This is a genomic window from Trinickia acidisoli (genome assembly GCF_017315725.1).
GTDB classification, from domain to species: domain Bacteria; phylum Pseudomonadota; class Gammaproteobacteria; order Burkholderiales; family Burkholderiaceae; genus Trinickia; species Trinickia acidisoli.
In genome coordinates this window covers 1,981,584-2,006,259 of the sequence record NZ_JAFLRG010000001.1, presented here as the reverse complement: position 1 = coordinate 2,006,259, position 24,676 = coordinate 1,981,584, and the positions used below count along the sequence as shown (strand labels likewise).

The window sequence follows — 24,676 nt, the reverse complement described above, 5'->3', positions numbered from 1 at the left end:
GCGGAATATCGGCTCATGGTTTGTCCTTGGACTTGCCACGAATCAGCGCTTCCGGGTGACGTTCGAGATATTCCGCCAACGTGCGAATCGAGACTGCCGCTTGTGACAATTCATGCATGGTTTCGACCGTGCTTTGCTGCAATGGGGAGTCGCTTTGCAGCGTGCGATTCGCCGACGTCAGCGCCTCTCGCGCCGCGGTCAGCGTCGCTTTTGCGTCGGGTGCTATATCCGTGTTGATGGTATTGAGTAGCGTGTCCGCATCGCCGAGCGTTTTGCGCAGGTCCGTGCCGATCCCCTTAAACGGAATCTCGTTGAGCTTCGCGACGAGATTGGTGATGGATTCCTGCAAGCCCTGCAAGTTGCCTGGCACCGTCGGCAGTTGGGGCATCTTCTTACTCCAGTCCACTTTCGCCTTCGGTGCGGCGGGGAAGAAGTCGATCGCGACATACAGTTGCCCGGTTAGAAGATTCCCTGTCCTTAGCTGCGCCCGTAGCCCTTTCGCTATCAAGTAGTCCGCGAACTGCTTTCGCTCCGACGACGTGCTTCCAATGCTGCCGTCCCAGTTGTCTCGCGAAATCAGTCGCTCCGGATAAATGTTCACCTCGACGGGAATACTGAACGCCCGGGTGGCAGGATCGAAGTGCGCACGGATCGCCGCCACTTCGCCAATGACGATCCCCCGAAAGTCGACAGGTGCACCCACATTCAATCCACGCACCGACTCCTTGAAGTTCAACACGTATTTGTCGACGATCGTGTCGTGCGGCTTCATCGCCTCGGTGCGTGCAGCGAACAACTCGTACGGTTGCAGCGCGTCGGCTTCGGTCGTGGACGTTGTGTCCGGCGGGTTCTCGAATGCAAGTCCGCCGATCAGGATCGACGCCACGGATTCGGTATCGATCTTCACGCCGGTCGCGTCCAACGTCACATCCACGCCGCTTGCGTGCCAGAAGCGGGTGTCGTTCGTGACGTATTTATCGTAAGGCGCATTGATAAAGACGCGTATGGTCATGCCTGCGCCGTCAGGGTCAAGTGCGTACGAGACAACCTGACCGACCTGAAGCCGCCTGAAGAATACGGGCGAACCGATATCGAGCGAGCCGATGGTCGCGCTCTTGAGCACGAATTCTCGCCCCTGCGTGCCGGACGCCAAGGCCGGCGGCGACTCGAGACCGACGAAATTGCGTCGCGCCTTTTGCGACGTGCCGACGTCCATGCCGATGTGAGAACCGGATATCAACGTGCCGATGCCCGATACCGTGCCTGCGGTAATGCGCGGGCGCACGACCCAGAAGCGGGTATCGTCGACGAGCATGCCGGCAGCGCCGCGAGTCATTTCAGCACGGGCAAGCACTGTCTTGTGATCGTCGGAAAGTGCAAGACGCTTGATTACGCCAACGTCGACGTTCTTGAACTTGATCTTTGTCTTGCCGGCCTCGATGCCCTCACCTGTGGCGAAGCGGATGGTGATAGTCGGGCCTCGTTGCATCAACGCCTGCACGGCCAGGCCGCCCGCAATCAAAACGGCCCCCACGGGCACAAGCCATACCATCCGTACCTGCCACCCCGACCGCTGCACGGCGACTGCCGTCGGAAAGTCTGCCGCGCCTTCGCTATTTTTCTGTCTCGACACCTTATTCACCTTCTGACTCCACAGCGTCCCATATCAGCCGGGGATCGAACGACAATGCAGCGAATAGGGTCAACACGACTACCGCTCCGAATGCGATCGCGCCAGGACCCGCATCGATCGTCGCCATCGAATCGAATCGGACGAGTGCGACCAGGAGGGTAATGACGTAGATATCGAGCATCGACCAGCGGCCCACGAGTTCGACCACCCGGTAGATCCGCGTTCGTTTTCGCGTGACCGCACGGGAGCGCAACTGCGTACTCCAGGCGAGATACGTGAGCGACAGGATTTTCAGCAACGGCACCACGATGCTGGCAATGAAAACGACCATGGCGAGCGCCCACGAGCCGGAGGCCCAGAGCAATACGACGCCGCTCAAGAGTGTGTCGGATCGAGTACCGAACACGGTACGAGTGACCATAACCGGCAGGAGAACAGCCGGGACGTAGAGAACCGTCGCGGCTGACAGAAATGCCCAGGTGCGCGCGAGACTCTGAGGTTTGCGCAGATGCAATATCGCGCCACATCGTGGGCAGATCCCGACATGGACACGAGCGAGCGGCTTGGACACGAGGCCGCAGTCGTGGCACACGAATAGACCGGCGCGAGCCGCGGTCAGGGCCGTTGTACCTGCCTCCGGCACGTGCGACGCGGGGTGATCACCTGACAAGCTGTGGATACGTGCCCTTATGTCAGCCGGATCGAACGAAACTGCCGCGGCTGCGAGCAGCACCATCACCGCACCGAACGCCCAGATCCCAAAGCCGGGAACGACGGTCGCGAAATACTCGAGTTTGACGAGCGCGACCAGCATGGCGAGCATGAGCACTTCGACCATTGACCAAGGCGCAACGTGCTTGAGCACACGCAGAACCAGCTCGAATCGCCAGGGCGAATGACCCAAATGCAACGGCAAAAGCAGATAGATCACTGCTGCGATGTTCACTGAAGGCATCAGGATCGTCGTCACGAACACAAGGCCGGCCAAAGGCCACATACCATCGTTCCACAGCGACGAAACCGCCCCGAACAGCGTCGCTTCGACAAATGCGCCCTCGACCCAAAGTGCGATGATCGGAAAGCAGTTGGCAACCGCAAACATGACAGCGGCAGCCAATGAAAGCGCAAGCGCCTGATCGTACGTTATCGGCAGGCTTCGATAGAGGGTCGCGCTGCAGCGTCGGCAGCGAGCCGTTCCGCGTTCGGATAAGGGGGCGTTCCATTGGAGCAAATCACATTCGTGACACGCGATCAGTTTCGCTTCATTCATCTTCGACATCCGGTGTTCGGGTACGCCCCTCGCTACGGACAGCACATTCGAGGCGTCAGATTGATATCGCAATTAAAATTAACAAACCGGGTAGACGGCTTGTTAATTGATCAAACGTTGGAGCAGACGGATTCCGTCCCCTCCAACCGCGCCGTTCGCCGGTCAGTCCGCGCGGCGCTTGGAACGACGTTTGGGAGGCGACGTCTGAGCCGGCCAACTTGCTTCGTCGAGGAGTCGGACGAAGAGTCTGTTGCGAGCCGATTCGCTCAACGGCGACGTACCCAACAGCGTGTGAAATGCGATACCGCTAGCAGCGAAGTATCGCAACAGCGATAAATCCGGGTCGGCCGCTTGGTCTTGCAACGCCTTGATGGTGACTGTGTCAGTCGTCTTGATGTCTTCTAGCAATGCCGGACTTTCGATCAGCGCGGCAAGACCGGCCCGTGCCACCGAACGCGGCTGCTTGATGGCTTCTCGGTAAATCGCGATGTGGGCCGCCAGAATCGGTTCGGCCTTGGTCGCGCCTTCCTTCTCCAGATAGTTCCGCCCAATCTGCTCGAACTGCTGCCGTTGGTAATCGAGCAGCGCACACAGCACACCGTGCCGCGTACGAAATTGATGCAGGAGTCCGCCCTTGCTGATGCCGCTTTCGCGCGCCAGCGAATCGAACGTCAGTCCGCCGACCCCCTCTCGCGACAGAATGGTCAGCGCGGCGTCAATGGCCTTCTTACGAGAAATCTCTGAACGGGTCTGGTTATCCATTATCGATAGTGATGATGTCGCGACGATTGCGGCCGGGAGTGTTGGATCTCACCGAACTGGGCAGGGAATTGTAGCGCGTCGGTCATTCAGAAAGCAAACCGGATAGACGGTTTACAAAAAATAGATGCGATGCTACTGTTCGGTCCCGTCGGCTCCGACCAGAACAGAGAGCCGCCCTGGCTCGAACTGCCCCTTACGGAAATGCAAAATGTCCAAGAAAAACGTCGCCCCGCTTCTTTTCACCGCTGCGGCGGTGCTGACCCTGGCCGCGTGCGCCGGTGTGCAGCCCGTCCCCTATGCGGGCATTTCGTCTTCCTCGCAGTTGCAGCAGAACCACGATGGCGATTCGGGCAAGGTGCCCTACCGATATACGGCCCCCGTGGTCTGGTCGCGATACACGCAGGTGCTACTGGACCCGGTCGTCGTGTACCAGGGCAGCGACAATCAGTTCGGCGACATGAAGAATGACGACCGGGCCGCGCTTGCCGAGTACATGGGAAAAACGTTTTCGGAGAAATTGGCCACGCGGTTCCAACTTGCGAAACAGCCCGGCTCTAACACGTTGCGCGTCAAGCTGACATTGACCGGCGCTGAAAAGACCACATTCCTTGTCGGACAGTTCATGCATTTCGACCTCGCGGGCAATCTCTACAACGGCGTGCAGTCGGTTCGCGGCGGCCAGGGCGCATTCAGTGGCTCGGTGTCCTATGCCGTCGAAATCTATGACAGCAGTAACGGCCACCTGCTGAAGGCCTATGTTTCGAAGCAATATCCGAATGCAATGAACCTCGCAGCAGCCTTCGGATCATTGGGTGCGGCGAAGACCGGCCTGGATAAGGGCGCTGACGGGTTGATCGCCCAGTTTCACTAAAACGAGTCGCGCAAACGCGTCAGCTAAAGGAAAAGCCTGGAGTCAGGCGGCACCCAATGCGCCTTTCGGGATATGCTCGCACCAACAAAAAACCCGCGGAGCGAATAGCCACGCGGGTTTCAGGGTGCGACAGCAGATCACAGTGGACCTGCTTGGAGCCATCTTGGGGCGATCTTGAAAGCCATTCGCGAACGATGGTGGGTGCTGAGAGGCTCGAACTCCCGACCTACGCCTTGTAAGGGCGCCGCTCTACCAACTGAGCTAAGCACCCGTTCGCGACGCTTTGCAGCTTTATTTCCTTGCCGCTTGCGAACGTCAGGACATTCGAACGTCAGGACATTCACTAGCTAGCGAGCCCGCTAGTTTAGCGCATCTTTCAGCGCTTTGCCAGGCTTGAATTTCGGCACCTTTGCCGCCTTGATCTTGATCGCCGCGCCGGTGCGCGGATTGCGGCCCGTGCGTGCCGTGCGTTTGCCCACGGCAAACGTGCCGAAGCCAACGAGCGTCACGGTACCGCCTTTCTTCAGCGCGCCTTTGACGCCGCCGAGCACGGCGTCGAGCGCCCGTCCCGCCGCCGCCTTCGATAGATCCGCTTGTTCTGCGATATGGTCGATCAGTTCCGTCTTGTTCATCCGAGTCCCCGATGATGAATGTTGGGCAATCGCGAAAGCGCCTGGAAGCGCCGGAAAGAAAGCGCAGTCCATGCTGCGCGTGCCCATTAAAAGTGGCCGAAACGGCAGTGTCAACAAGGGTTGCGCCTGATTCGGCCATCCGCGTCGCGTGCATGCGGGGACAAGCATGCGCTCGACGCCGTTCGATCGTCGTCTCTAGTCTTTGCTGGCGACCTTGGTGACCATCGCGCAACGGCGCAGATCCGATTCGCCTTCGCGCACTTCGGACAGCGTCGCGACGAATGCTTTCATGTAAGGCTGCTCGAAATGCGCCTCGAGATCGGATGGCGCCTTCCAGTTTTCGTAGAGAACCCAAACGTTCGGGTCATCGTTCGAGCGGTGCAAGTCATAGTTGATGTTGCCTGGCTCGGCGCGCGCGGGTTCGACCAAGCTGGCGAGACGGCGGCCCAGTTCATCGCTCAAACCAGGCTTGGCCCGAAGAAATGCAATGATAGTGAGTTGCGTACCATTCGCAGCAGGTGTTGCGTTAGACGCCGTTTGTGCAGTCATGTCGCTTTCCTCAAAACTTCAGGTCGTAGGTTGGAAGCGTTCTTTCGTGATGACATTGCGCTGCGCGCAGCGAAATGATGCCATCGCCCTGCGGATCTCGCTCGCAAGCGCGCGCCCACCGATCACGCAATCGAATATCCACCGTCGATGAGTAGGCCGTGGCCCGAGACGAATGAAGCGTCGTCCGACGCGAGGAAGGCGACGACCGCTGCGATCTCTTCGGGCGAGCCGGCGCGACCGGGCACGGTCGACGCTGCGAAGGCATTCTTCGCTTCGGCGCTCGGCCAGATGCGGTCTTGAAATGGCGTGTCGATGATGCCGGGATTGACGGCATTGACGCGCACGCCTTGCTTGAACAATTCGATCGACGCCGTCTTGGTCAGGCCGAGAACGGCATGCTTACTGGCAATATAGAGGCCCGCGTTGGCAAAACCGATGATGCCGCCCATCGACGCGTTGTTGATGATGACGCCGCCGCCTTGAGCCAGCATGGCCTTCGCTTCATGCTTCATCGACCAGAAAACGCCGCGCACATTGGCGTTGAAAATCGTGTCGTAGACTTCATTCGATTGGTCCACGAACGGCGTGAACGCCCCTTCGGTGCCCGCATTGTTGAAGGCCACGTCGATCCGGCCGTAAGTCGAAATCGCCTTCGCAACTAGATCAATCACGTCGCGTTCGATATTGATGTCGACGACGACGGCCGTGGCCTCATAACCCTCCTGCTTGACCTCGGCGACAAGCGCCTCGATTTCGGTTCGACGCCGCGCGCCGGCGATCACTTGGGCGCCACGACGGGCCAGCTCGATAGCCGCCGCGCGGCCGATACCGGAGCTCGCGCCGGTAACGAGTGCGACTTTTCCGGAAAGCGTTTGGGGCAAGACACAGCGATTCATTTATTTCTCCAGTTTCGATACGTTGGACTGCGGAAAGCAGTGGAAGAAATCCCCGCTCATTGCGTCTCAACCATTCTGGAGCCGTGCATTGATATGATAAAGTCGGCAATCTTCCTCAAAGTATTGAATAAGGCTCATCAATGGAAAGTGCCGAATTGGCTGAGCTTGCCGCGTTTACCGCGGTGGCCAAGCATCTGAGCTTTCGCCAAGCCGCTATCGAACGAGGTACCTCCGCCTCAGCAATGAGCCATTCGATACGCAGCCTGGAAACTCGCGTGGGCGTACGTCTTTTTCATCGCACGACCCGCAGCGTTTCACTGACGGAAGCCGGGGACATGTTGTTTGCTCGATTAGGGCCGGCACTCTCGGATATGCGCGCCGCCGTGGACGAACTGAATACGTTCCGCGCCACGCCGTTCGGTACGGTCAGAATCAATGTGCCCAACTCGATTGCCCCCTACGTCCTTGGCGATGCCATCGAGCAGCTACTGAAGCGAAATCCGGGTTTGAAGCTGGATGTGGTCGCTACCGATTCACTGGTCGATATCGTCGAAGAAGGCTTCGACGCGGGAATTCGCTTCGGCGAGCGTCTTTCGCAGGGCATGATCGCGGTTCGCCTCAAATCGAACCTGCGCTTCGCCGTTGTTGGCGCACCGAGCTACTTTCAGGACAAGGGGACGCCGACCACCCCGCATGAACTGCAACACCATACGTGCGTCCGATATGCGTTTCCCAGCGGAACGATCTTTAATTGGGAATTTTCGAAAAACGGCGAAAGCGTCCAAGTAGAAGTCGACGGTCCCTTGACCGTTGATAGCCAAGAGTTGATGGCGGACGCCGCGGCGCGCGGTCTAGGGCTCGCCTATGTCTGGGAAGACAGAGCCGCGCCTTATCTACGCGACGGACGACTCAAAGCCTGCCTTGAAGACTGGTGCGTCGTCGAAGAAGGTCTCTTTCTCTACTTCTCCAGTCGCAAACACCAATCGGCCGGACTGAGAACGTTAATCGCTGCAATGAAAGCGTGACAATAAAAAACCGCGAACGGCGTTTGTCGCATCGTTCGCGGTTTCATTGGCCGCCCGCGTCGGGCGACCCTTCTCGTCAATGCTTGACGACTTCGGACGTCGTAGCCGCATCCTTCGCCGCCTCGGCGACGGGCGTGGCTTTCGGCTCTTCCTCCACTAGCGGCTCGGGCACACGCTCGAGCGCGAGTTCGAGTACCTTGTCGATCCAGCGAACCGGTACGATCTCGATCGCGTTCTTCACGTTGTCGGGGATATCCGGCAGATCCTTGACGTTCTCTTCCGGGATCAGCACGAGCTTGATGCCGCCGCGGTGAGCTGCCAGCAGCTTCTCCTTGAGCCCGCCGATCGGCAGCACCTCGCCGCGCAGCGTGATCTCGCCCGTCATCGCCACGTTAGCGCGCACCGGAATGCCCGTTAGCACGGACACCAACGCGGACGTCATCGCGATACCGGCGGACGGACCGTCCTTCGGCGTCGCACCCTCGGGCACGTGGATGTGGATGTCCTGCTTCTCGAACGCTTCATCCTTGATGCCGAGACGCCGCGAGCGCGAGCGCACCACCGAACGCGCAGCTTCGACGGATTCCTTCATCACGTCGCCGAGCGAACCCGTGCGAAGGACATTGCCCTTGCCCGGCATCACCGCCGCTTCGATCGTCAACAGATCGCCGCCGACTTCCGTCCATGCGAGGCCCGTGACCTGACCGATCTGGTTTTCCTTCGCGGCCAGACCGAAATCGTACTTGCGCACGCCGAGGAACGTATCGAGATTGCTGCCGTCGACCTTGACCGCGCCGTCGGCCTTTTTCAGCAGCAGCATCTTCACGACCTTGCGGCAGATCTTCGACACTTCACGCTCGAGCGAGCGCACGCCCGCCTCACGCGTGTAGTAGCGAATGATGTCGCGGATCGCTTGTTCCATCACCACGACCTCGCCGTCGCGCAGACCGTTGTTCTTCTTCTGCTTGGGCAGCAGATAACGTTCCGCGATGCTGACCTTCTCGTCTTCCGTGTAGCCCGACAGGCGGATGACTTCCATCCGGTCGAGCAGCGGCGGCGGGATGTTCAGCGAATTCGACGTCGCGACGAACATCACGTCCGACAGATCGAAATCGACCTCGACGTAGTGATCGGCGAACGTATGGTTCTGTTCCGGATCGAGCACCTCGAGCAGCGCCGATGACGGATCGCCGCGGAAATCCATGCCCATCTTGTCGACTTCGTCGAGCAAGAAGAGCGGGTTGCGCACGCCGACCTTCGTGAGGCTTTGCAAAATCTTGCCCGGCATCGAGCCGATGTAGGTCCGGCGGTGGCCGCGAATCTCGGCTTCGTCGCGCACACCACCGAGCGCCATGCGCACGAACTTACGGTTCGTTGCACGAGCGATCGACTGGCCCAGCGACGTCTTGCCGACGCCCGGAGGCCCGACGAGGCACAGAATCGGCGCCTTCACCTTTTCCACGCGCTGTTGCACGGCGAGATACTCGAGAATGCGTTCCTTGACCTTTTCGAGGCCGAAGTGATCTTCGTCGAGCACGCGCTCGGCGTTCGAGAGGTCGTTGTTGACCTTGCTTTTCTTGCGCCACGGCAACGCGATCAGCGTGTCGATGTAGTTGCGCACGACGGTCGCTTCGGCCGACATCGGCGACATCAGCTTGAGCTTCTTCAATTCCGAATCGGCCTTCTTCTTGGCCTCCTTCGGCATGCGCGCGGCTTCGATGCGTTTCTCGAGTTCTTCGAGATCCGCACCCTCTTCGCCTTCGCCGAGCTCCTTCTGGATCGCCTTGACCTGCTCGTTCAGGTAGTACTCGCGCTGGCTCTTTTCCATCTGGCGCTTCACGCGGCCGCGGATGCGCTTTTCGACTTGAAGGATGTCGATCTCGGCTTCGAGCTGGGCGAGCAGATGCTCGAGCCGCTCCACGACCGGGAACATCTCGAGAATGTGCTGCTTCTGGTCGAGCTTGAGCGGCAGATGCGCCGCGATGGTATCGGCCAAGCGACCCGCTTCGTCGATCCCCGCGAGCGACGTCAGAATCTCGGGCGGGATCTTCTTGTTCAGCTTCACGTATTGGTCGAACTGCGACACGATCGCGCGGCGCAGCGCTTCCGTTTCGGCGCCGTCAGCGTGATCGGGTTCGAGCGGCATCACTTCGCAGGAAAATTGCGTCTCTTGCTCTTCGATCGAGAGCGTTTTCGCGCGCTGCAGCCCCTCGACGAGCACCTTCACGGTGCCGTCAGGCAGTTTCAGCATCTGCAGGATGTTGGCGATACACCCTACTTCGTACATGTCCTTTTCGGTCGGCTCGTCCTTGGCAGCGGTCTTTTGCGCGACGAGCATGATGTGCTTGCCGCCCTCCATCGCGACTTCGAGCGCCTTGATCGACTTGGGCCGTCCCACGAACAGCGGGATAACCATATGCGGGAAAACGACGACGTCGCGCAACGGCAGCAACGGGAGCGTAATGCGCTCCGAAGGAAGGAGTTGGGTTCCTGACATTTCATTTCCCCATGAGTGGAATCAGTTCGTTCGATAGTTGAGGCCCGCGGTACCGATTGCAAGCCTGCGTGTGTGGGAAAAGTTCGATGTATTCAGAAGCGGTCAGTGTTACCCACAAGATAAACGAAAAAAGCCGTTCACGTCTCCATGAACGGCCGTTCCTGGGAAAGCTTTAGGGTCAATCAATTCGAGCCTGCGACCTTGGGCGCTTCTTCATAGATGAGCAAGGGCTTGCCATCGCCGTCGATGACGTTGTCGTCGATGATGACCTTGCTGACCCCTTTCATTGCCGGCAGTTCATACATGACGTCGAGCAATGCCTGTTCCAAGATCGAACGTAGGCCGCGCGCGCCGGTTTTGCGGCGAATCGCCTTGCGCGCCACGGCTTGCAGCGCCGCGGGGCGGATCTCGAGCTCGACGCGCTCCATCGCGAACAGTTTGTTGTACTGCTTCACGAGGGCGTTTTTCGGCTCGACGAGGATCTTCATGAGCGCCACTTCATCGAGCTTGCCGAGCGTCGCCACCACGGGCAAACGGCCGATCAATTCGGGGATCAACCCGAATTTGATCAAATCCTCGGGCTCGACTTCGCGCAGCACCTCGCCTGCGTCGCGCTCCTGTTTGCTCTTCACGCTCGCGCCGAAACCGATCCCCGTTTTTTCCGTGCGGTCGGTGATGACCTTTTCGAGCCCGTCGAACGCCCCGCCGCAAACAAAGAGAATGTTCGTCGTGTCGACCTGGATGAAATCCTGGTTCGGGTGCTTGCGACCGCCCTGCGGCGGCACCGATGCCATCGTGCCTTCGACGAGCTTGAGCAGCGCCTGCTGCACGCCCTCGCCCGAGACGTCGCGCGTGATCGACGGGTTGTCCGACTTCCGGCTGATTTTGTCGATTTCGTCGATGTAGACGATACCGCGCTGCGCTTTCTCAACTTCGTAGTTACAGTTTTGCAGCAGCTTTTGAATAATATTCTCGACGTCTTCGCCGACATAGCCGGCTTCCGTGAGCGTCGTCGCATCGGCGATGACGAACGGCACGTTCAGCAGCCGGGCGAGCGTCTGCGCGAGCAATGTCTTGCCCGAGCCGGTCGGCCCGATTAGCAGAATATTGCTCTTGGACAGCTCGACGTCGTCTTTTTTGTCGAGATGCTTGAGCCGTTTGTAGTGGTTGTACACCGCCACGGCCAAAATCTTCTTCGCGCGCTCTTGCCCGATTACGTACTGATCGAGGATGTCGCGGATTTCTTGCGGGCTCGGCAGGTCGGATTTCGACAAGCCTACGTCCGTGCCAGCTCCCGCGGCTTCGTCGCGAATGATCTCGTTGCACAAGTCGATGCATTCATCGCAGATGAACACCGACGGGCCCGCAATCAGCTTTTTGACCTCATGCTGGCTTTTGCCGCAAAACGAGCAATACAGCAGCTTTTCGCTGCTCGAACCTTTCTTGTCCGCCATGGATATACGAGCCTCCGGACACTCGAATGACAGGCACGCCGCTTACCGCCCTACCACAGGGTCGGATCAAATCGGCCGGCCGGCGTAACGGGAAATGCACGTTGGCATCTCCGCCGTCGGCGCCCAGAACTATTATCGACCATTTATGACATCGCTTGAGTCGGGCGTCGCACCTATTGGACACAACGGACCGGCACGCGATGCTTCATGGACGCTTTTGCAGGACTTGATCGATGAGCCCATACGCCTGCGCGTCTTCACTCGACATGAAGTTATCGCGGTCGGTATCGCGCGCAATACGCTCGACCGGCTGCCCCGTGTGGTGCGCGAGGAGCTGGTTGAGCCGTTCCTTCAGGTAGAGAATTTCACGAGCTTGGATCTCGATGTCGGACGCCTGGCCGCGCGCGCCGCCCAGCGGCTGGTGAATCATGACGCGTGCGTTCGGCAATGCGAAACGCTTGTCCTTCGCGCCCGACGCGAGCAAGAACGCACCCATGCTGGCCGCAAGCCCCATGCAAAGCGTCGATACGTCGGGCTTGACGAACTGCATCGTGTCGTAGATCGCCATCCCCGCCGACACCGAACCGCCCGGGCTATTGATGTACAGGCTGATGTCCTTGTCGGGGTTCTCACTCTCGAGGAACAGCAACTGTGCCACAACGAGGTTGGCCGTCTGGTCGTTGACTTCCCCGACCATGAAAACGACCCGCTCCTTGAGCAGGCGCGAGTAGATATCGTAAGAACGCTCGCCGCGGCCGCTCGTTTCGACGACGATCGGAACGAGCCCCAGCGCTTGCGTCTCGAAATCGCGCGGCGCGTGAGAGGCCAACGTGTCCAATAATTGAGCACGAGAGATCATGCAATGGATCCTTGTTCGGAATGGGTCTTGAAACGGCCGGAAGGGGGCCTGCACCACCGCCGCGACGCGGTAAACGCGTACGACATGAAAAACGGCGTGCAGGCCGTCGCTTCGACAGCTCGCACGCCGTTTCGGGCAATGCCTTACGCTTGCGCCGAGGCGCTCGCCAGTGCTTCGAAGCTGACTTCCTTATCCGTCACCTTCGCCTTGCCGAGAACGAATTCGACGACGTTGCTCTCAACGACGTAGGCTTCCATCTCAGCGAGGCGCTGCTTGTCGGAATAATACCAGCGGATCACTTCCTTCGGGTCTTCGTAGCTCTTCGCGAATTCCTCGACCTCGGCGCGGATTTGTTCGGGCTTCGCCTCGAGGCCGTTTTCCTTCACGAGTTCGGCGAGCACGAGGCCGAGTTTCACGCGGCGCTCAGCCTGTTCCTTGAACATCTCGACCGGGATCGGCGCGTTTTGCGCGTTGGGCACGCCGCGCTGAGTGAGATCCTGACGCGCCATTTCGACCAGACGCTGTTGATCCTGCTCGATCAGCGCGTTCGGCACGTCGAGTTCCGCAACCTTCAGCAGCGCATCCATCACTTGATTCTTCACCAGCGATTGCGTGCGGCGCTTCGCCTCGCGCTCGAGGTTTTCCTTGATCTCGCCACGCATCTTAGCCAAATCGCCGTCGGCAACGCCAAGCGACTTCGCGAAATCGGCGTCGATTTCGGGCAGGTGCGGCCATTCGATCTTCTTCATCGTGATCGTGAATCGAGCCGTCTTTCCGGCAACGTCCTTGCCGTGGTAATCGTCGGGGAATTTGAGGTCGAACTCGCGTTCCTCGCCCACTGCGAGGCCCGTCGCGGCCTGTTCGAACTCGGCCAGCATGCGGCCTTCGCCGAGCACGAAGGCGAAGTCTTGCGCCGTGCCGCCTTCGAACGCGACACCGTCGAGCTTACCGACGAAGTCCACCGTCACGCGATCGCCGCTCTTGGCGGACGCGTCCGCGCCGCCGTCGCCGTGCTCGCCGGCTTCGCCGCGCGCGTGGTAATGCACGCGCTGCTTACGCAGGATGTCGAGCGTGCGGTCGACTTCGGCTTCGGAGATTTGCGTGACCGAACGCTCGAGCTCGGCGCTCGCCAAATCGCCGAGTTTCACTTCAGGGTACACCTCGAACGTCGCGTCGAACGCGTAGGCGTCGTCGGCCGCGTTTTCCTTCGGGCTGAAGCTCGGCTGGCCGGCCACGCGCAGATTTTCCGTGCGGCTGATGTCGAAAAATTGTTTGCCGACCTTGTCGCTCAGCACTTCGGCCTCGACCTGCCCGGCGTACTGCTGCGTCACCATCTTCAGCGGCACCTTGCCGGGGCGGAAGCCCGGCATGCGGACGTTCTTCGCGAGTTGGCGGATGCGCGAATCGATTTCCTTGCGCACGGTGTCCTTCTGCAGGGAAATCGTCACACGGCGTTCGAGCTTGCCGAGGTTTTCAACAACGTTAGCCATGACTTAAATCGTCCTAAATTATTCAAGCGAATCGGTTATCTTCGCCGTGCCCACGCCTTGCGCCGCGCCCTGGGGGGGCCGCAATCACCGCCCCAGGCTGCCTTGCGTCCACTGCCGACGGCACGGATCGGGTCGGAAGAATCGGACATTCTAGCAAACTATTGATCGGTACAACCCCGATTTGGCGACGCACGCGCGAGCGGCTCCATCGCGCCTCGCTCGCGCGGCGCATGCCGCGTTTCGAGGCGAGCGGCATCGGCGCGACGCGATGCCTGTCATGCGCTCGCATATATCCAACGAGGCGTGCGCACTGATAAGCTCGCATCCGAGCACACCGCGAACCACCGAGCGCCGGCCTCGCCGCCGAGCGCTCCCCTATCCGGAGACACCATGCCTGGCAGCACACCCACCGTCGTCATCGCCCCCGACTCGTTCAAAGGCTCGCTGAGCGCGCAAGCGGTCGCCATCGCCATCGCCGACGGCGTGCGGCGCGTGCTGCCCGCAGCGATCGTGCGCCTGTGCCCGATGGCCGACGGCGGCGAAGGCACGCTCGATGCGATGCTCGCGGGCGGCGGCGAGCGACGCCTGCTGCGCGTACGCGGAGCCAGCGAGGCCGAGCGCAATGCCGCCGTCGGCTTGCTGTCCGACGGCAGCGCCGTGATCGAAACAGCCGAGATCGTCGGCATCACCGATGCGGTTGCGATGCGCATCGATGTCGAGGCGCGCAGCACGCGCGGCATGGGCGAGGCCATCCGCATGCTGCTCGATGCCGGCGCGCGGCGATTCTTCGTCGCGCTCGGCGGCAGCAGCACGAACGACGGCGGCGCGGGGCTGCTCGTGGGCCTCGGCCTCAAGCTGTTCGACGCCGCCGGGCACGAGCTCGAGCCGACCCCCGAGGCACTTGGCGCGCTCGCGCGCATCGATGCGTCCGGGCTCGACGCACGGCTTGCGCAAGCATCGTTCGTCGCGATGTCCGACGTCGACAATCCGCTGACGGGCGAGCATGGCGCCACGGCCGTGTTCGGTCCGCAAAAAGGCGTTGCGGCCGAGCGCGTCGGCGCACTGGATGCAGTGCTCGCGCACTTTGCCGAACTCGCGGAAAGCGCGCTCGGACGACACGCTCGCGCGCTGCCGGGCGCGGGAGCAGCCGGCGGGCTCGGCTTCGCGCTGCACCTGCTCGGCGCACAGTTCGAACCCGGCGCCGAAGTCGTGGCGTCGCAAGTGGGGCTCGACGCCGCGCTCGACGGCGCCGACTGGCTCATCACCGGCGAAGGCCGATCCGATGCGCAGACGCTGCACGGCAAAGCGCCGTTCATCGCGTGCCGACACGCGCGCGCGGCCGGCGTACCGGCCACGCTGCTCTCGGGCGGCGTCGACCCGAGCGCGCTCGCCCGCCTTGGCGAGCACTTCAGCGGATGCTTCTCGCCGGCGCCCGGCCCGATCACGCTCGACGTCGCGATTCGCGATGCGGCGCGGCTCCTGGCCAACGAAGCCGAGCAACTCGCACGCTTGAAGTTCGCCTGAGCGAGGAACCGCGCCGGCCTGTGAGCCGGCGCGCACAAGCGCGAATGACCTCGTTGACCCTCGCGCCGGATGCGGCAACAATCGCGCGGATGCGTTTTTTCCCTCTTTCGACGAGATCGACAGGACCCCTATGAAGGCCGCAGCCAAAGCCGGGCTCGAGCAATTCTTGACTTACCGCATGCATGTGCTGAACAAGCTCTCGGATCGCGGGATCAGCGAGCGCTATCAGACCAAGCTCGACATCACGCTGCCCGAGGCGCGCGTCATCGCGTCGGTCGGCTCGTTCGGCCCGTTCTCGATCATGGACTTGGCCAAGCACGCGAATTTGGACAAGAGCCAAGCGAGCCGTGCGGCCGAGGCGCTGATCCAACGCGGGCTTGTCGGCCGCGAGCCGAGTGCCGAGGATGGCCGCGTCGTGCTGATCTCGCTAACCCCGGAAGGCCGCGCGCTCTTTCGCAAAGTAATGCCGATCGCACGCAAGTGGAACGCCGATTTGTTCGATTGTCTCGACGACGCAGAAAAGGAAGCGTTCGGGCACGCGCTCGACAAGGTCATCGCGCATGCGCTCGCCGATGACCGATGACCGATGACCAATAGCGCGCCGCATCGACACCGTGCGCCACCCGCAAACGATCCTCGACACAACGGCGCGCGAATGAGTTAGAATCTCGCGCTTACGCTTTCGATCGCATGACGCGCGCTGTCTCCCAGCGCCATGAAAGCAAGCCACACATCGAAGCGCGCGAAATGCGGTGCTTCGGCGCGAGGATGGCGAAATTGGTAGACGCACCAGGTTTAGGTCCTGACGCCAGCAATGGTGTGCGGGTTCGAGTCCCGCTCCTCGCACCATCTCACTCATCGGTTTTATACGACGCATTCCCACGGGAAGCCGCCACGGCGGCATCCTGTCGGCTTTCTGCCGCCGCGGGCGTTTCAGCCCTTTCTACGCGCATCGCCCATCGTCTCCGTAGTCGCACCGTTGCGCTGCGAGCGCGTGCCGCATCTCCGTCCGCTTCACACGCCAAATTGGTTGTGTGCACAACTAGTTTGAACTATGCTGACTTGGACGAACGCGCGCCGACGGCACGCAAGGAGACAGGCATGAGCGAGATCGAACGCGCGCTGCGCATCCAATTGGCCGGCACCTACCGCATCTTCGCGATGCTCGGCTGGACCGAGCTCATCTACAACCACATCACGCTGCGCCTGCCGGGTCCGCCTACGCATTTCCTCATCAATCCGTTCGGGCTTCACTACACGGAGGTCACGGCATCGAATCTCGTGAAGATCGACCTCGACGGCAATCTCGTCGAGCCGTCCGCTCATCGCGTGAATCCCGCGGGATTCGTCGTCCATGCCGCCATCCATCGCGCGCTGCCCGACGCCCATTGCGTCATGCACACGCATACGACGGCGGGGCTCGCCGTCGCCTGCTCGGAAGCGGGCCTCGAGAACACGAACTTCTACTCGGCGCAGCTTCACGGCATGGTCGCCTACCACGACTTCGAAGGCATCACCGTGCATGGCGACGAGGGGCCAAGGCTCGTTGCCCATCTCGGTGAGAAGCGGCTCATGATCCTGCGCAATCACGGCTTGCTCGCGGTCGGCCAGACGATCGCGCAGGCCTTCGCTCGCCTATGGACGCTCAATCGCGCATGCGAAATTCAGGTGGCAACGGCCTCGCTCGGCCGCGCGCGCGCTATTGCGCCCGACATCGCCGCCCGCTGCACGCGCGATTCGCTGCAATTCGATCCGGCCTACGGCGCGGGCCAAGACGTGCTCGATGCCCTGCTGCGTCAGATCGACAAAATCGACCCGTCCTACAAGGAGTAATGCGTTGAAGGTCGAAACTCAGGACAGCGCGCCCCGTGTGCGCACCACTGTCGTCGGAGCGGGCGCGATCGGTGCGCTGCTTGCCACGGCACTCGCGCGCGCAGGGCAGCAGGTATCGGTGCTCGCGCGCGGCGAAACGCTCTCAGCGGTCCGCGCGCACGGCCTACGAATCATCGCCGGTGATGCACCGGCCGAAACCGTGTCCGTCCAGGCGATCGAAGCGAGCGACGACGCGGCCGCGCTCGGCGAGCAGGACGTCGTCGTGCTCGCGCTGAAGTCACAGGCGCTGCCGGCACTCGCGGCTTCGCTGCGTCCGATGATCGGGCCCAGCACCCTCGTCGTCAGCGCCATGAATGGTCTGCCATGGTGGTTTCTGCAGGGGCTCGTCGGCATGGGGGCAAACGAGCCGGAGCCGCTCGAAGCCGTCGACCCCGGCGGCTGTGTCTCCGCCGTCCTGCCGGCTGCGCGCGCGATCGGCTGCGTCGTCCATCTGTCGTCGGCGTCCGTCGCACCCGGGGTCGTCAAACGCGGCCGCGGCAATCGCCTCATCGTCGGCGCGGCTCACACGCAATGCGCGAGCGCGGCGCGCGCGTTCGCCCATGCGCTGGCGCAAGGCGGCTTCGATGCCGAAGCGACCGACGATATTCGCACCGATATCTGGGCCAAGCTCTGGGGCAACATGAACATGAATCCGCTCAGTGCGCTGACAGGCTCGACGGCCGACCGGCTGCTCGACGACCCGTTCACTCACGCGCTCGCACTGCGGATGATGGAAGAAGCCGATGCGATCGGCCGTCGCCTCGGCCTATCGACAGGCATGTCGGCACCGCAGCGCGTGGCCGTCACGCGCGAACTCGGCGCATTCAAGACATCGATGCTGCAAGACGTCGAAGCGGGACGTCCGCTCGAGATCGATCCTATCCTCGGCGTCTTTCCCGAACTCGGACGCAGGCTCGGCGTGCCGACGCCGTTTTGCGACGTCGTGCTCGGACTATTGCGTCAGCGGGCCGCGAACAGCGGACTGTAATTGTCGCTCGGCGCTATGCGCCAAGGTACTCGTAGGCGTCGCGTCCGGCGCGCGCCAGGTCGCGCCACATCGCCGAGGGGCTGGCGTGGCCCGTCGCCCACCGCTCGAGCAGGTGGTCGCAAAGCGTAGACAAACGGCGAAACGCCGCCAACGTATCGCTCTCGCCGTCGTCATGCCCTGGCAGCGCGGCGCTCGCACTGCGCGCCGCGCTCGCAAGTGCTTGCCATTGGGCGTCTTGCACTTGCAAGCCGCTCGCACCGAGTTGCGCCGCGGCCCCGGACACGAGATACAACGCCTTGAACGCCGCGCGTGCCTGACCGGCAAGCGCAGCGTCCCGTTCCGTCCCGATCGATTGGGTAGACGATGTCGCGAGATGCATGGGATAGACGTAAGTGAGAGGCAGTCTCAGAGGCGCGCAAACGTTAGCGCGATCGTGCCGAGCCCGCCGGCCGCCGCAACTGCTCCAGTGGATTACGGCGTCAGGCCCCTTTACTTTATATAAGTGCAAACCCTAATCAACACCAGATTCGTCGCCCTCGCCATCCAAACCGTGACGCATCGCGTAGCGAATGAGTGCCGCATCGTTGGCCAGTGCGAGCTTCTCGAGAATGTGCTTTTTGTGTGTGCTGACGGTCTGCGGCGTGAGGTCGAGCACGTCGGCGATGCGCCGGCTCGTCTCGCCTGCCGCGAGATGACGTAAAACCTCTCGTTCGCGGCTGGTGAGCGCATCGTGCGGCTGCGGCGTCAACCGTTCGAGGCGTTGCGGGCTACGTTCCGCATGGCCAAGCCCTGCATACGCTTCGCCGTGCGCGACTTTGCGCACGGCGAGGACGAGGTCGGTACCCGCGCTCTCTTTCGTCAAATAACCATCCGCCCCGGCCTTGAAGGCACGCTCCATGACATGCGGCTCGGCATGCATGCTCAAAACGAGCACGCGAAGTCGCGGATTCGCGGCGCGGATGCGTTCGATCAGACCGATGCCGCCGCCCGCCGGCATCGTCAAGTCGAGCACGAGCACGTCGGCGTTCGTACTGCGCACGAGTGCGAGCGTCGATTCGCCGTCGCTCGACTGACCTGCAACGACGAACGACTGCGCAGCCTCCAGAATGTGCAGCAAGCAGTCGCGCATGACTGCATGGTCATCCGCCAGGAGCACGCGAATCATCTGAGGACTCCTAACCAATTGCCGCTCGGGCTTTTGCCTCCATTCTAGGTTTCGCGAAGGGAAAGCGGCGCGCTGCACGCCATCTACTGCGACCTTTTGACGGCGCAATGCGATAGAGCGCATAGATCCGATCGTACGACGACTCGAATGATTCCTACCGCCGACGGGAGAATTGCCGACGCAATGTCAGCCGACCGACCGATGGTTCGGCGCCGGCGTTTCGGAGACACTGCATCGACGCTTCGCTGAAAGACTGTTGCAAGGCTGGATAGCCGGCCCGAAGCGCCCTCTTCGCTTTCAGGAGTCCGCCCCATGCTGTCGCCGCACGAACTCGCTCAGCTCTTCGTCATCGTTCATGCACCCGAGACTGCCGATATCGAGAGCCCGGATCTCGAAGCGCTGGTCGAGCGCGATCTCGTCCAGTGGGTGGCACGCAGCGGCGACCGTACCGAGTTTCGTGTGACACCGCACGGTGCCGATGTACTCGCGCGTCTCATGCGTACCGGCTCGGGCTCGTGCGCGACGACTAAGCATGCGTAGCGAAGCGAGCGCCCGATTCCCGGCTAGATGGCGATGGGCAATAGACAGGCCGTACGTTCAGCGCCGATTGATGCGCGCATCGTAGCCCGCTTCGTATAGCGCGATCAGAAACTCCTCCGGATAAAGCCAGGAATCGACGTCGATCGTTCGAGCGCCCGCATCGACTGCGACCTGCGCTTGCGGATCGACACTGCTAACGGCAGTCGCAATCCGCCCCGTGTCGTCCGTTCCCGCCATCTCCCGCACCACGAATCTCATCACCGCTCCCTCGCATCGCGCGTCTGCCGCCCCGGATATGCGCATCCAGGGCATGCCTCACTCTATATCACGTTGTGATATAAACAAGCGACGCATCGACGCAGGTCATGCGTGACGCAGCAAGCGGCTCACCGAGCAACCGAACCACCCGCGAAGCAGCGGGGATCGACGCGTTCGCACGAGATCGTCGTACCGGCCGTTCCTTCGACGAGTCGCCCGACGTCGGCCAGTGCGCCGATGACGGCACGCCGCCCGGTGCGCTCGGCGAAGTGCGAAGCGGCCTGAAGCTTCGGTCCCATCGTCCCCGCTGCGCACGCGAGTTCGCGCAGCGCGCTCGGGTGTCCGTGGCGCAGCAGCTTGGAATTGGCGGTGCCCCAATCGAGAAAGACGCCGGCCATGTCGGTGGCGATCACGAATAGATCGGCTTCGATGGCCTCCGCCACGAGTGCCGCCCCGCCATACGGATCGATGATGGCCTCCACGCTATGCAGCGCCCCGTCCGCGGCGGACACGACCGGGACGCCCCCGCCCGCGCACATGACGATCGTGCCTTGCTCGATCAGCCTGCGCAACGGCTCCGATTGCAGAAGACGCATTGGGCGCGGTGCCGGGACGACGCGTCGATAGCCGACACCGTCGTAGGCCATGCTCCAATGCTTCGCCCGCGCCGCGGCGAGCGCACGCTCCCCCGCGAAGACGGTGCCGACGGGCTTGTCGGGGTGCTCGAACGCGGGGTCGGCGAGATCGACTTCCACCATCGTCAGCAACGTCGCGCACGCACGGACACTCGGTAGGCAGTTGCGTAATTCGAGCTCGAACCGACAGCCATGCCTCACGTGCGGCTCGGCATCGAGCACGCAGTGCGAATCGTCCGCATTCGCGCGCCGCCCCTGATCTTGCGACACTGGAATCACGGCTCGGTGCCCCTCGGCATGCATGATGACGAGATCGTTACCGTCCGCGACACCCGCCAATCGTGCAGCCGCCACCCGGACGCTGCGTGCCTCTTCGTCGGCGCTGGCCTTCTCTCCCCGCTTGTGCAGCGCGTTCTCCGCCAATGCGATCACGATGCGCATGTCTCGATTCCTCCCGCCATCGTTACGTCGTCCGTCACGGGTCGCCAAGCGCGCCCTTCGCTCGCCGACATCCAATCCACGATATAGAGGAAGTCGCGGGTCCTGACTGCGTCCTGGAGCACATCCGGCGGCGAGCGGTGCGCTTCATATCTGACGAAACGAAGGTGCAAACACGCGCAAAACCTTCATACCAACTTGATCCACGTCAAGCGAGAACCGACCGCGTAGTCGTTACCATGTGGGCTGTGCCGATCGTCCGACCGCGAACGGGTACGCCAACGCTTCGTCATGTCACCCTAACGAAGACCAGCATGAGCAACGCCCCCGTCCGACTCCCCGCCCGCGTGCGCCGCCGGCTGCCGCCCGACGTTCGCATCGGCCAAATCCTCGATGCGGCGTACGAGGCGTTTTCGACGCATGGCTTTGCGCACACGCGGATCGACGACATCGCCGCACTCGCGGGCCTGTCAAAAGGCGGTATCTATGCGCACTTCGCCAGCAAGGACGAAATCTTCCAAGCATTGCTCCATCGCTCGCTCCAGCCGATCGGCATCGGCAAGCGCGCCTTGCTGCGAGACCCGGTCACGATCGAGCGGATGGTCGATTTGCTCGCGTATCGTCTTTACGCTTGGGCCGTCAGCGAACCGGCCGTGGCGACGCTTCGCCTGCTGATCGCGGAGCGCGCGCGGGTACCCGATGCCGTCGAACAATGGCGACGCTATATGGAGCGAACCGTCGTTGCGTCGATCCGCAAGCTCATCGTCAAGGGGGTACGCGAAGGCACGTTGCGTGACGGGATCGCTGCGCAATCGCCGGCGCTGCTGATCGCGCCGATTGCTCATGCTTGTTTGCGCGAGGTATTGCGGACGACGGCGCAAAATGCGGCCGAAATCAATCGGGCACGCAGGGAATACGTGAGCCTGCTACGCGAGTTGCTCGCGACGCGTGAGATCTAGTTTCAAGAACGAGCGCCTATGGCCGCCCTTTGGCCGAATGCGGAGTCTTGCGCCTCATCGTCGATGCCGCCGCGGCCGGATTTTTGTGCAAAATCCTTCAGATCATACGGTTTGTTTTCACCAAATCGTCCTGACATGAGCATAGGCGCGAATCTTGTCGTCGCGCGTCACGAGTGGCGCGGCGAGCTTGCGTGCAGTTGCGACGATCATACGGTCTGCCGGGTCTTTGTGAAACTCACCAGGCAACTCGACCGATTTGATCGCTATTTCGGCATCTACCGGCGCAAAACGCACCGCGTCGATCTCGCCTACCATCGAAAGCCAACTACTGACGTCCATCGAAAGTACCAGCTTCTCACGCTCGACCAACATCGTCACTTCCCAGGCGGATATGCTTGAAACAACGATTTGACCGCCATCGAGTTCGCGCCCGATGGCGGCCTTCGCCTTTTTGCTTAATGCACTGTCGCCATTCACCCACCACACCAGCGCGTGTGTATCCAGGACGATCACTGCGCCGCCTCCCACTCCACGTCAACGGGAGCGGTAGGATCGTCATAGCGAACAACAGAGCCGCGTAGCACTTCCAGCGGGCTGCGCTCCACGCTTTTGTACCGTCGAACCTCCAGCGTAGGTCGGCCGTGATCAGTCACGACGACACTTTCGCCCGACGCCTCGACTTGCCGAAAGAACTCCAACGCCTTCGCCTTGAATTCAGACTTCGATACCTGATTTCCTTGCATATCGCACCATGGTCATTTGCCTATGGTCATCAAGGTATCATAAAATGACTATGCCTACAAGTCACATTGACTAAGACGATTCCTGCTTTGACGGCCTATTAACGTTAAGCAGACCTACCGACGCGTGCCCGCCGGCGCTATACCGCCGCGTACCTTCAAACCCCACGCCGCGCCCCGTTGCGCCGCGCCACTGGCCCCAAGCGACGCGAGCGTACGAGCTGATACGGCCGCAGCGCATAAGCCAGCGTACCGAAACCGCTCCAGATATGCACGAGGCGCGTGAACGGAAACAACAGAAACACCGTCATCCCCAATATCAAGTGCAGCTTGAACGGCCAAAGCACGGCGGCCATCGCGCTCGCATCGGGACGCAACGTCACGATGTGCTGCGCCCAATCGGCAAGGACCAGCATCTCGTGCGCATCGGCGCGCTGCGCATACGAGAACGGCAGCGTCGAAAGCCCCAGACACAATTGCACCCACAACACGATCAGAAGTGCGATATCGGTGCGGCGGCTCGTTTTGCGAATGCGCGGATCGAACAGGCGCCGATGCAGCAGCATTGTCAATCCGATGAAGCACAGCGTGCCGGCAAGGCCACCGGACACGATCGCAAGCATCTGCTTTTGCGACGCCTTAATGAACGCCGAGTAGACAACGTGCGGGGTCAACAAACCCACCGTATGACCGAACAGCAGAAACAGCACGCCGATGTGAAAGAGGTTGCTGCCCCATCGCAACTGCGCACGCCGCAACAACTGCGACGAATCGCTTTTCCACGTGTACTGCGCTCGCTCGAATCGCGCGAGGCTGCCGATCAGGAAGATCGAGAGGCAGATATACGGGTAGACGGAAAAAAAGAACGTATCGAGTGAGGTGCTCATGCCCGTTCTCCTCGTGCGGCGCTATGCGCTGCGTGTGAATCGACCGCGGGTGCGCGACGCACGACGTGCACCGGTTGTGCTTGTCCCGCTCCTTGCTGACCTTGGTTGCCGCAACCGTCGAAAGCGGCGGGCTCCTCCCATGCCGCGTCGAGATCGGGCTCCGGCTCGTGGGCGTGCCCGCCCGCCGTGTCGACGCGCACGCCCGCTAGATCGAGTAGCGCACCGAGCACAGCGGCATAAGCATTGCCGCGCTTGTCCACCGCGCCGTGAATGCGCTGCACGATATGCGCGACTTCGCCAAGCAAAGCGAGCGCCGCCTCGCGCGGTTGCGTCGACGCATATTCGAGCAATACCGTGAGATGGTCAGGCAATTCATCCCCCCGCAACGTCAGGCCGGCCTGCTCGTAAGTGGCAATCAGATCGAGCATGGCGGGCCCACGCTCGCGCGAATCGCCATGCACGTGCTCGAACAAATGCAATGCCGTGCCGCGTCCCCGGTCGAACAGTTCGACGTAGGCCGCCTCGGCATCGAGTTCGTCAGCAGTCCTAATCGTTTGCGCGAGCGATTCGATTTGCTCGAGACGATTGCCGCTGAGCACACGCGAATCGCGCAGCGTGCCGCAAACGTCGTTCAGATGCGCGCGCCACTCGGCGTCGGGGTAACGCAACAAGTAACCGAGCGCGCGCAGCGTCAGCGCGAAAGCGTGTTGTCGTCTGTCGAATTGCGCCATC

26 protein-coding genes and 2 tRNA genes are annotated in these 24,676 nt (G+C 61.6%); 9 read left to right on the top strand and 19 right to left on the bottom strand.

The window, feature by feature from the left end; all coding sequences use genetic code 11:
* Positions 1 to 13: 13 nt before the first annotated feature.
* From J3485_RS09200 to J3485_RS09190, 3 genes are all read right to left on the bottom strand, one after another.
* Positions 14 to 1,633 carry a PqiB family protein gene (locus J3485_RS09200; protein ID WP_309476998.1) on the bottom strand — a complete coding sequence of 540 codons (1,620 nt, stop codon included), beginning with the start codon at positions 1,631 to 1,633 and terminating at the stop codon, positions 14 to 16.
* 1 nt (position 1,634) lies between these two features.
* Positions 1,635 to 2,903, bottom strand: a complete 1,269-nt coding sequence (locus J3485_RS09195) for a paraquat-inducible protein A (RefSeq protein WP_206952176.1) — start codon at positions 2,901 to 2,903, stop codon at positions 1,635 to 1,637.
* A gap of 162 nt (positions 2,904 to 3,065) precedes the next feature.
* Positions 3,066 to 3,665 (bottom strand): TetR/AcrR family transcriptional regulator, encoded by a 600-nt coding sequence (locus J3485_RS09190; RefSeq protein ID WP_206952175.1) that lies wholly within the window; start codon positions 3,663 to 3,665, stop codon positions 3,066 to 3,068.
* 208 nt (positions 3,666 to 3,873) lie between these two features.
* Here J3485_RS09190 and J3485_RS09185 point away from each other — a divergent pair, with 208 nt between their 5' ends.
* Positions 3,874 to 4,536 carry a DUF3313 domain-containing protein gene (locus J3485_RS09185; RefSeq protein ID WP_206952174.1) on the top strand — a complete coding sequence of 221 codons (663 nt, stop codon included), beginning with the start codon at positions 3,874 to 3,876 and terminating at the stop codon, positions 4,534 to 4,536.
* 195 nt (positions 4,537 to 4,731) lie between these two features.
* Here J3485_RS09185 and J3485_RS09180 read toward each other — a convergent pair.
* The 4 genes from J3485_RS09180 to J3485_RS09165 form a co-directional block, all read right to left on the bottom strand.
* A tRNA-Val gene (locus J3485_RS09180) sits at positions 4,732 to 4,807 on the bottom strand.
* 88 nt (positions 4,808 to 4,895) lie between these two features.
* Positions 4,896 to 5,168 carry an HU family DNA-binding protein gene (locus J3485_RS09175; RefSeq protein WP_206952173.1) on the bottom strand — a complete coding sequence of 91 codons (273 nt, stop codon included), beginning with the start codon at positions 5,166 to 5,168 and terminating at the stop codon, positions 4,896 to 4,898.
* A gap of 195 nt (positions 5,169 to 5,363) precedes the next feature.
* The gene (locus J3485_RS09170) at positions 5,364 to 5,717 is read right to left on the bottom strand and encodes a putative quinol monooxygenase (protein WP_277991599.1); all 354 of its coding nucleotides are present in this window, start codon (positions 5,715 to 5,717) and stop codon (positions 5,364 to 5,366) included.
* A gap of 122 nt (positions 5,718 to 5,839) precedes the next feature.
* Positions 5,840 to 6,613 carry an SDR family NAD(P)-dependent oxidoreductase gene (locus J3485_RS09165; protein ID WP_206952171.1) on the bottom strand — a complete coding sequence of 258 codons (774 nt, stop codon included), beginning with the start codon at positions 6,611 to 6,613 and terminating at the stop codon, positions 5,840 to 5,842.
* Between the two features lie 140 nt (positions 6,614 to 6,753).
* On the opposite strand from J3485_RS09165, the gene J3485_RS09160 reads away from it, so the two are divergent.
* Positions 6,754 to 7,638 (top strand): LysR family transcriptional regulator, encoded by an 885-nt coding sequence (locus J3485_RS09160; protein ID WP_206952170.1) that lies wholly within the window; start codon positions 6,754 to 6,756, stop codon positions 7,636 to 7,638.
* Positions 7,639 to 7,714: 76 nt separating this feature from the next.
* Here J3485_RS09160 and lon read toward each other — a convergent pair whose 3' ends face one another.
* From lon to tig, 4 genes are all read right to left on the bottom strand, one after another.
* Positions 7,715 to 10,135: an endopeptidase La gene (gene lon, locus J3485_RS09155; protein WP_206952169.1), complete on the bottom strand. Its 2,421-nt coding sequence runs from the start codon at positions 10,133 to 10,135 to the stop codon at positions 7,715 to 7,717.
* A 182-nt stretch (positions 10,136 to 10,317) separates the two neighbouring features.
* Complete coding sequence (gene clpX / locus J3485_RS09150; RefSeq protein WP_206952168.1) at positions 10,318 to 11,589, bottom strand: ATP-dependent Clp protease ATP-binding subunit ClpX; 1,272 nt, start codon at positions 11,587 to 11,589, stop codon at positions 10,318 to 10,320.
* 205 nt (positions 11,590 to 11,794) lie between these two features.
* Entirely contained in the window at positions 11,795 to 12,448 is a 654-nt protein-coding gene (gene clpP / locus J3485_RS09145) for an ATP-dependent Clp endopeptidase proteolytic subunit ClpP (RefSeq protein ID WP_206952167.1), read from the bottom strand.
* A gap of 143 nt (positions 12,449 to 12,591) precedes the next feature.
* Positions 12,592 to 13,938: a trigger factor gene (gene tig, locus J3485_RS09140; RefSeq protein WP_206952166.1), complete on the bottom strand. Its 1,347-nt coding sequence runs from the start codon at positions 13,936 to 13,938 to the stop codon at positions 12,592 to 12,594.
* A gap of 390 nt (positions 13,939 to 14,328) precedes the next feature.
* Between tig and J3485_RS09135 the strand changes: the two genes are divergently transcribed.
* The 5 genes from J3485_RS09135 (at position 14,329) to J3485_RS09115 (ending at position 18,322) form a co-directional block, all read left to right on the top strand.
* The gene (locus J3485_RS09135; protein ID WP_206952165.1) at positions 14,329 to 15,462 is read left to right on the top strand and encodes a glycerate kinase family protein; all 1,134 of its coding nucleotides are present in this window, start codon (positions 14,329 to 14,331) and stop codon (positions 15,460 to 15,462) included.
* 130 nt (positions 15,463 to 15,592) lie between these two features.
* Entirely contained in the window at positions 15,593 to 16,045 is a 453-nt protein-coding gene (locus J3485_RS09130) for a MarR family winged helix-turn-helix transcriptional regulator (protein ID WP_206952164.1), read from the top strand.
* 179 nt (positions 16,046 to 16,224) lie between these two features.
* Positions 16,225 to 16,311 (top strand) — tRNA-Leu (locus J3485_RS09125).
* Positions 16,282 to 17,295 carry a class II aldolase/adducin family protein gene (locus tag J3485_RS09120; protein WP_309476997.1) on the top strand — a complete coding sequence of 338 codons (1,014 nt, stop codon included), beginning with the start codon at positions 16,282 to 16,284 and terminating at the stop codon, positions 17,293 to 17,295. Before J3485_RS09125 ends, J3485_RS09120 begins: the two co-directional genes overlap by 30 nt.
* A gap of 37 nt (positions 17,296 to 17,332) precedes the next feature.
* Positions 17,333 to 18,322: a 2-dehydropantoate 2-reductase gene (locus J3485_RS09115; protein WP_374192439.1), complete on the top strand. Its 990-nt coding sequence runs from the start codon at positions 17,333 to 17,335 to the stop codon at positions 18,320 to 18,322.
* 13 nt (positions 18,323 to 18,335) lie between these two features.
* On the opposite strand, the gene J3485_RS09110 is transcribed toward J3485_RS09115, so the two are convergent.
* Positions 18,336 to 18,701, bottom strand: a complete 366-nt coding sequence (locus J3485_RS09110) for a hypothetical protein (RefSeq protein ID WP_206952161.1) — start codon at positions 18,699 to 18,701, stop codon at positions 18,336 to 18,338.
* 132 nt (positions 18,702 to 18,833) lie between these two features.
* A complete protein-coding gene (locus tag J3485_RS09105) occupies positions 18,834 to 19,487 on the bottom strand; it encodes a response regulator (protein ID WP_206952160.1) in 654 nt (217 codons plus the stop codon).
* A gap of 312 nt (positions 19,488 to 19,799) precedes the next feature.
* On the opposite strand from J3485_RS09105, the gene J3485_RS09100 reads away from it, so the two are divergent.
* A complete protein-coding gene (locus J3485_RS09100) occupies positions 19,800 to 20,027 on the top strand; it encodes a hypothetical protein (protein WP_206952159.1) in 228 nt (75 codons plus the stop codon).
* Between the two features lie 57 nt (positions 20,028 to 20,084).
* Here the strand turns inward: J3485_RS09100 and J3485_RS09095 are convergent, their stop codons facing one another.
* Together J3485_RS09095 and J3485_RS09090 are read right to left on the bottom strand one after the other, a co-directional pair.
* On the bottom strand, positions 20,085 to 20,285 hold the full coding sequence (locus tag J3485_RS09095; protein WP_206952158.1) for a copper chaperone: 201 nt from the start codon (positions 20,283 to 20,285) through the stop codon (positions 20,085 to 20,087).
* A gap of 128 nt (positions 20,286 to 20,413) precedes the next feature.
* On the bottom strand, positions 20,414 to 21,361 hold the full coding sequence (locus J3485_RS09090; protein WP_206952157.1) for an amino acid kinase family protein: 948 nt from the start codon (positions 21,359 to 21,361) through the stop codon (positions 20,414 to 20,416).
* 311 nt (positions 21,362 to 21,672) lie between these two features.
* Between J3485_RS09090 and J3485_RS09085 the strand changes: the two genes are divergently transcribed.
* Entirely contained in the window at positions 21,673 to 22,317 is a 645-nt protein-coding gene (locus J3485_RS09085; protein WP_206952156.1) for a TetR/AcrR family transcriptional regulator, read from the top strand.
* Positions 22,318 to 22,434: 117 nt separating this feature from the next.
* On the opposite strand, the gene J3485_RS09080 is transcribed toward J3485_RS09085, so the two are convergent.
* The 4 genes from J3485_RS09080 to narJ all read right to left on the bottom strand — a co-directional run bounded on the left by J3485_RS09080 (position 22,435) and on the right by narJ (position 24,675).
* Complete coding sequence (locus J3485_RS09080) at positions 22,435 to 22,830, bottom strand: type II toxin-antitoxin system VapC family toxin (protein ID WP_206952155.1); 396 nt, start codon at positions 22,828 to 22,830, stop codon at positions 22,435 to 22,437.
* Positions 22,827 to 23,060 (bottom strand): type II toxin-antitoxin system Phd/YefM family antitoxin, encoded by a 234-nt coding sequence (locus J3485_RS09075; protein ID WP_206952154.1) that lies wholly within the window; start codon positions 23,058 to 23,060, stop codon positions 22,827 to 22,829. The genes J3485_RS09080 and J3485_RS09075 overlap by 4 nt, the downstream gene beginning before the upstream one ends.
* A 155-nt stretch (positions 23,061 to 23,215) precedes the next feature.
* Positions 23,216 to 23,944 carry a respiratory nitrate reductase subunit gamma gene (gene narI / locus J3485_RS09070; protein WP_206952153.1) on the bottom strand — a complete coding sequence of 243 codons (729 nt, stop codon included), beginning with the start codon at positions 23,942 to 23,944 and terminating at the stop codon, positions 23,216 to 23,218.
* Positions 23,941 to 24,675 (bottom strand): nitrate reductase molybdenum cofactor assembly chaperone, encoded by a 735-nt coding sequence (narJ, locus tag J3485_RS09065; RefSeq protein WP_206952152.1) that lies wholly within the window; start codon positions 24,673 to 24,675, stop codon positions 23,941 to 23,943. The genes narI and narJ overlap by 4 nt, the downstream gene beginning before the upstream one ends.
* Position 24,676 lies beyond the last annotated feature (1 nt).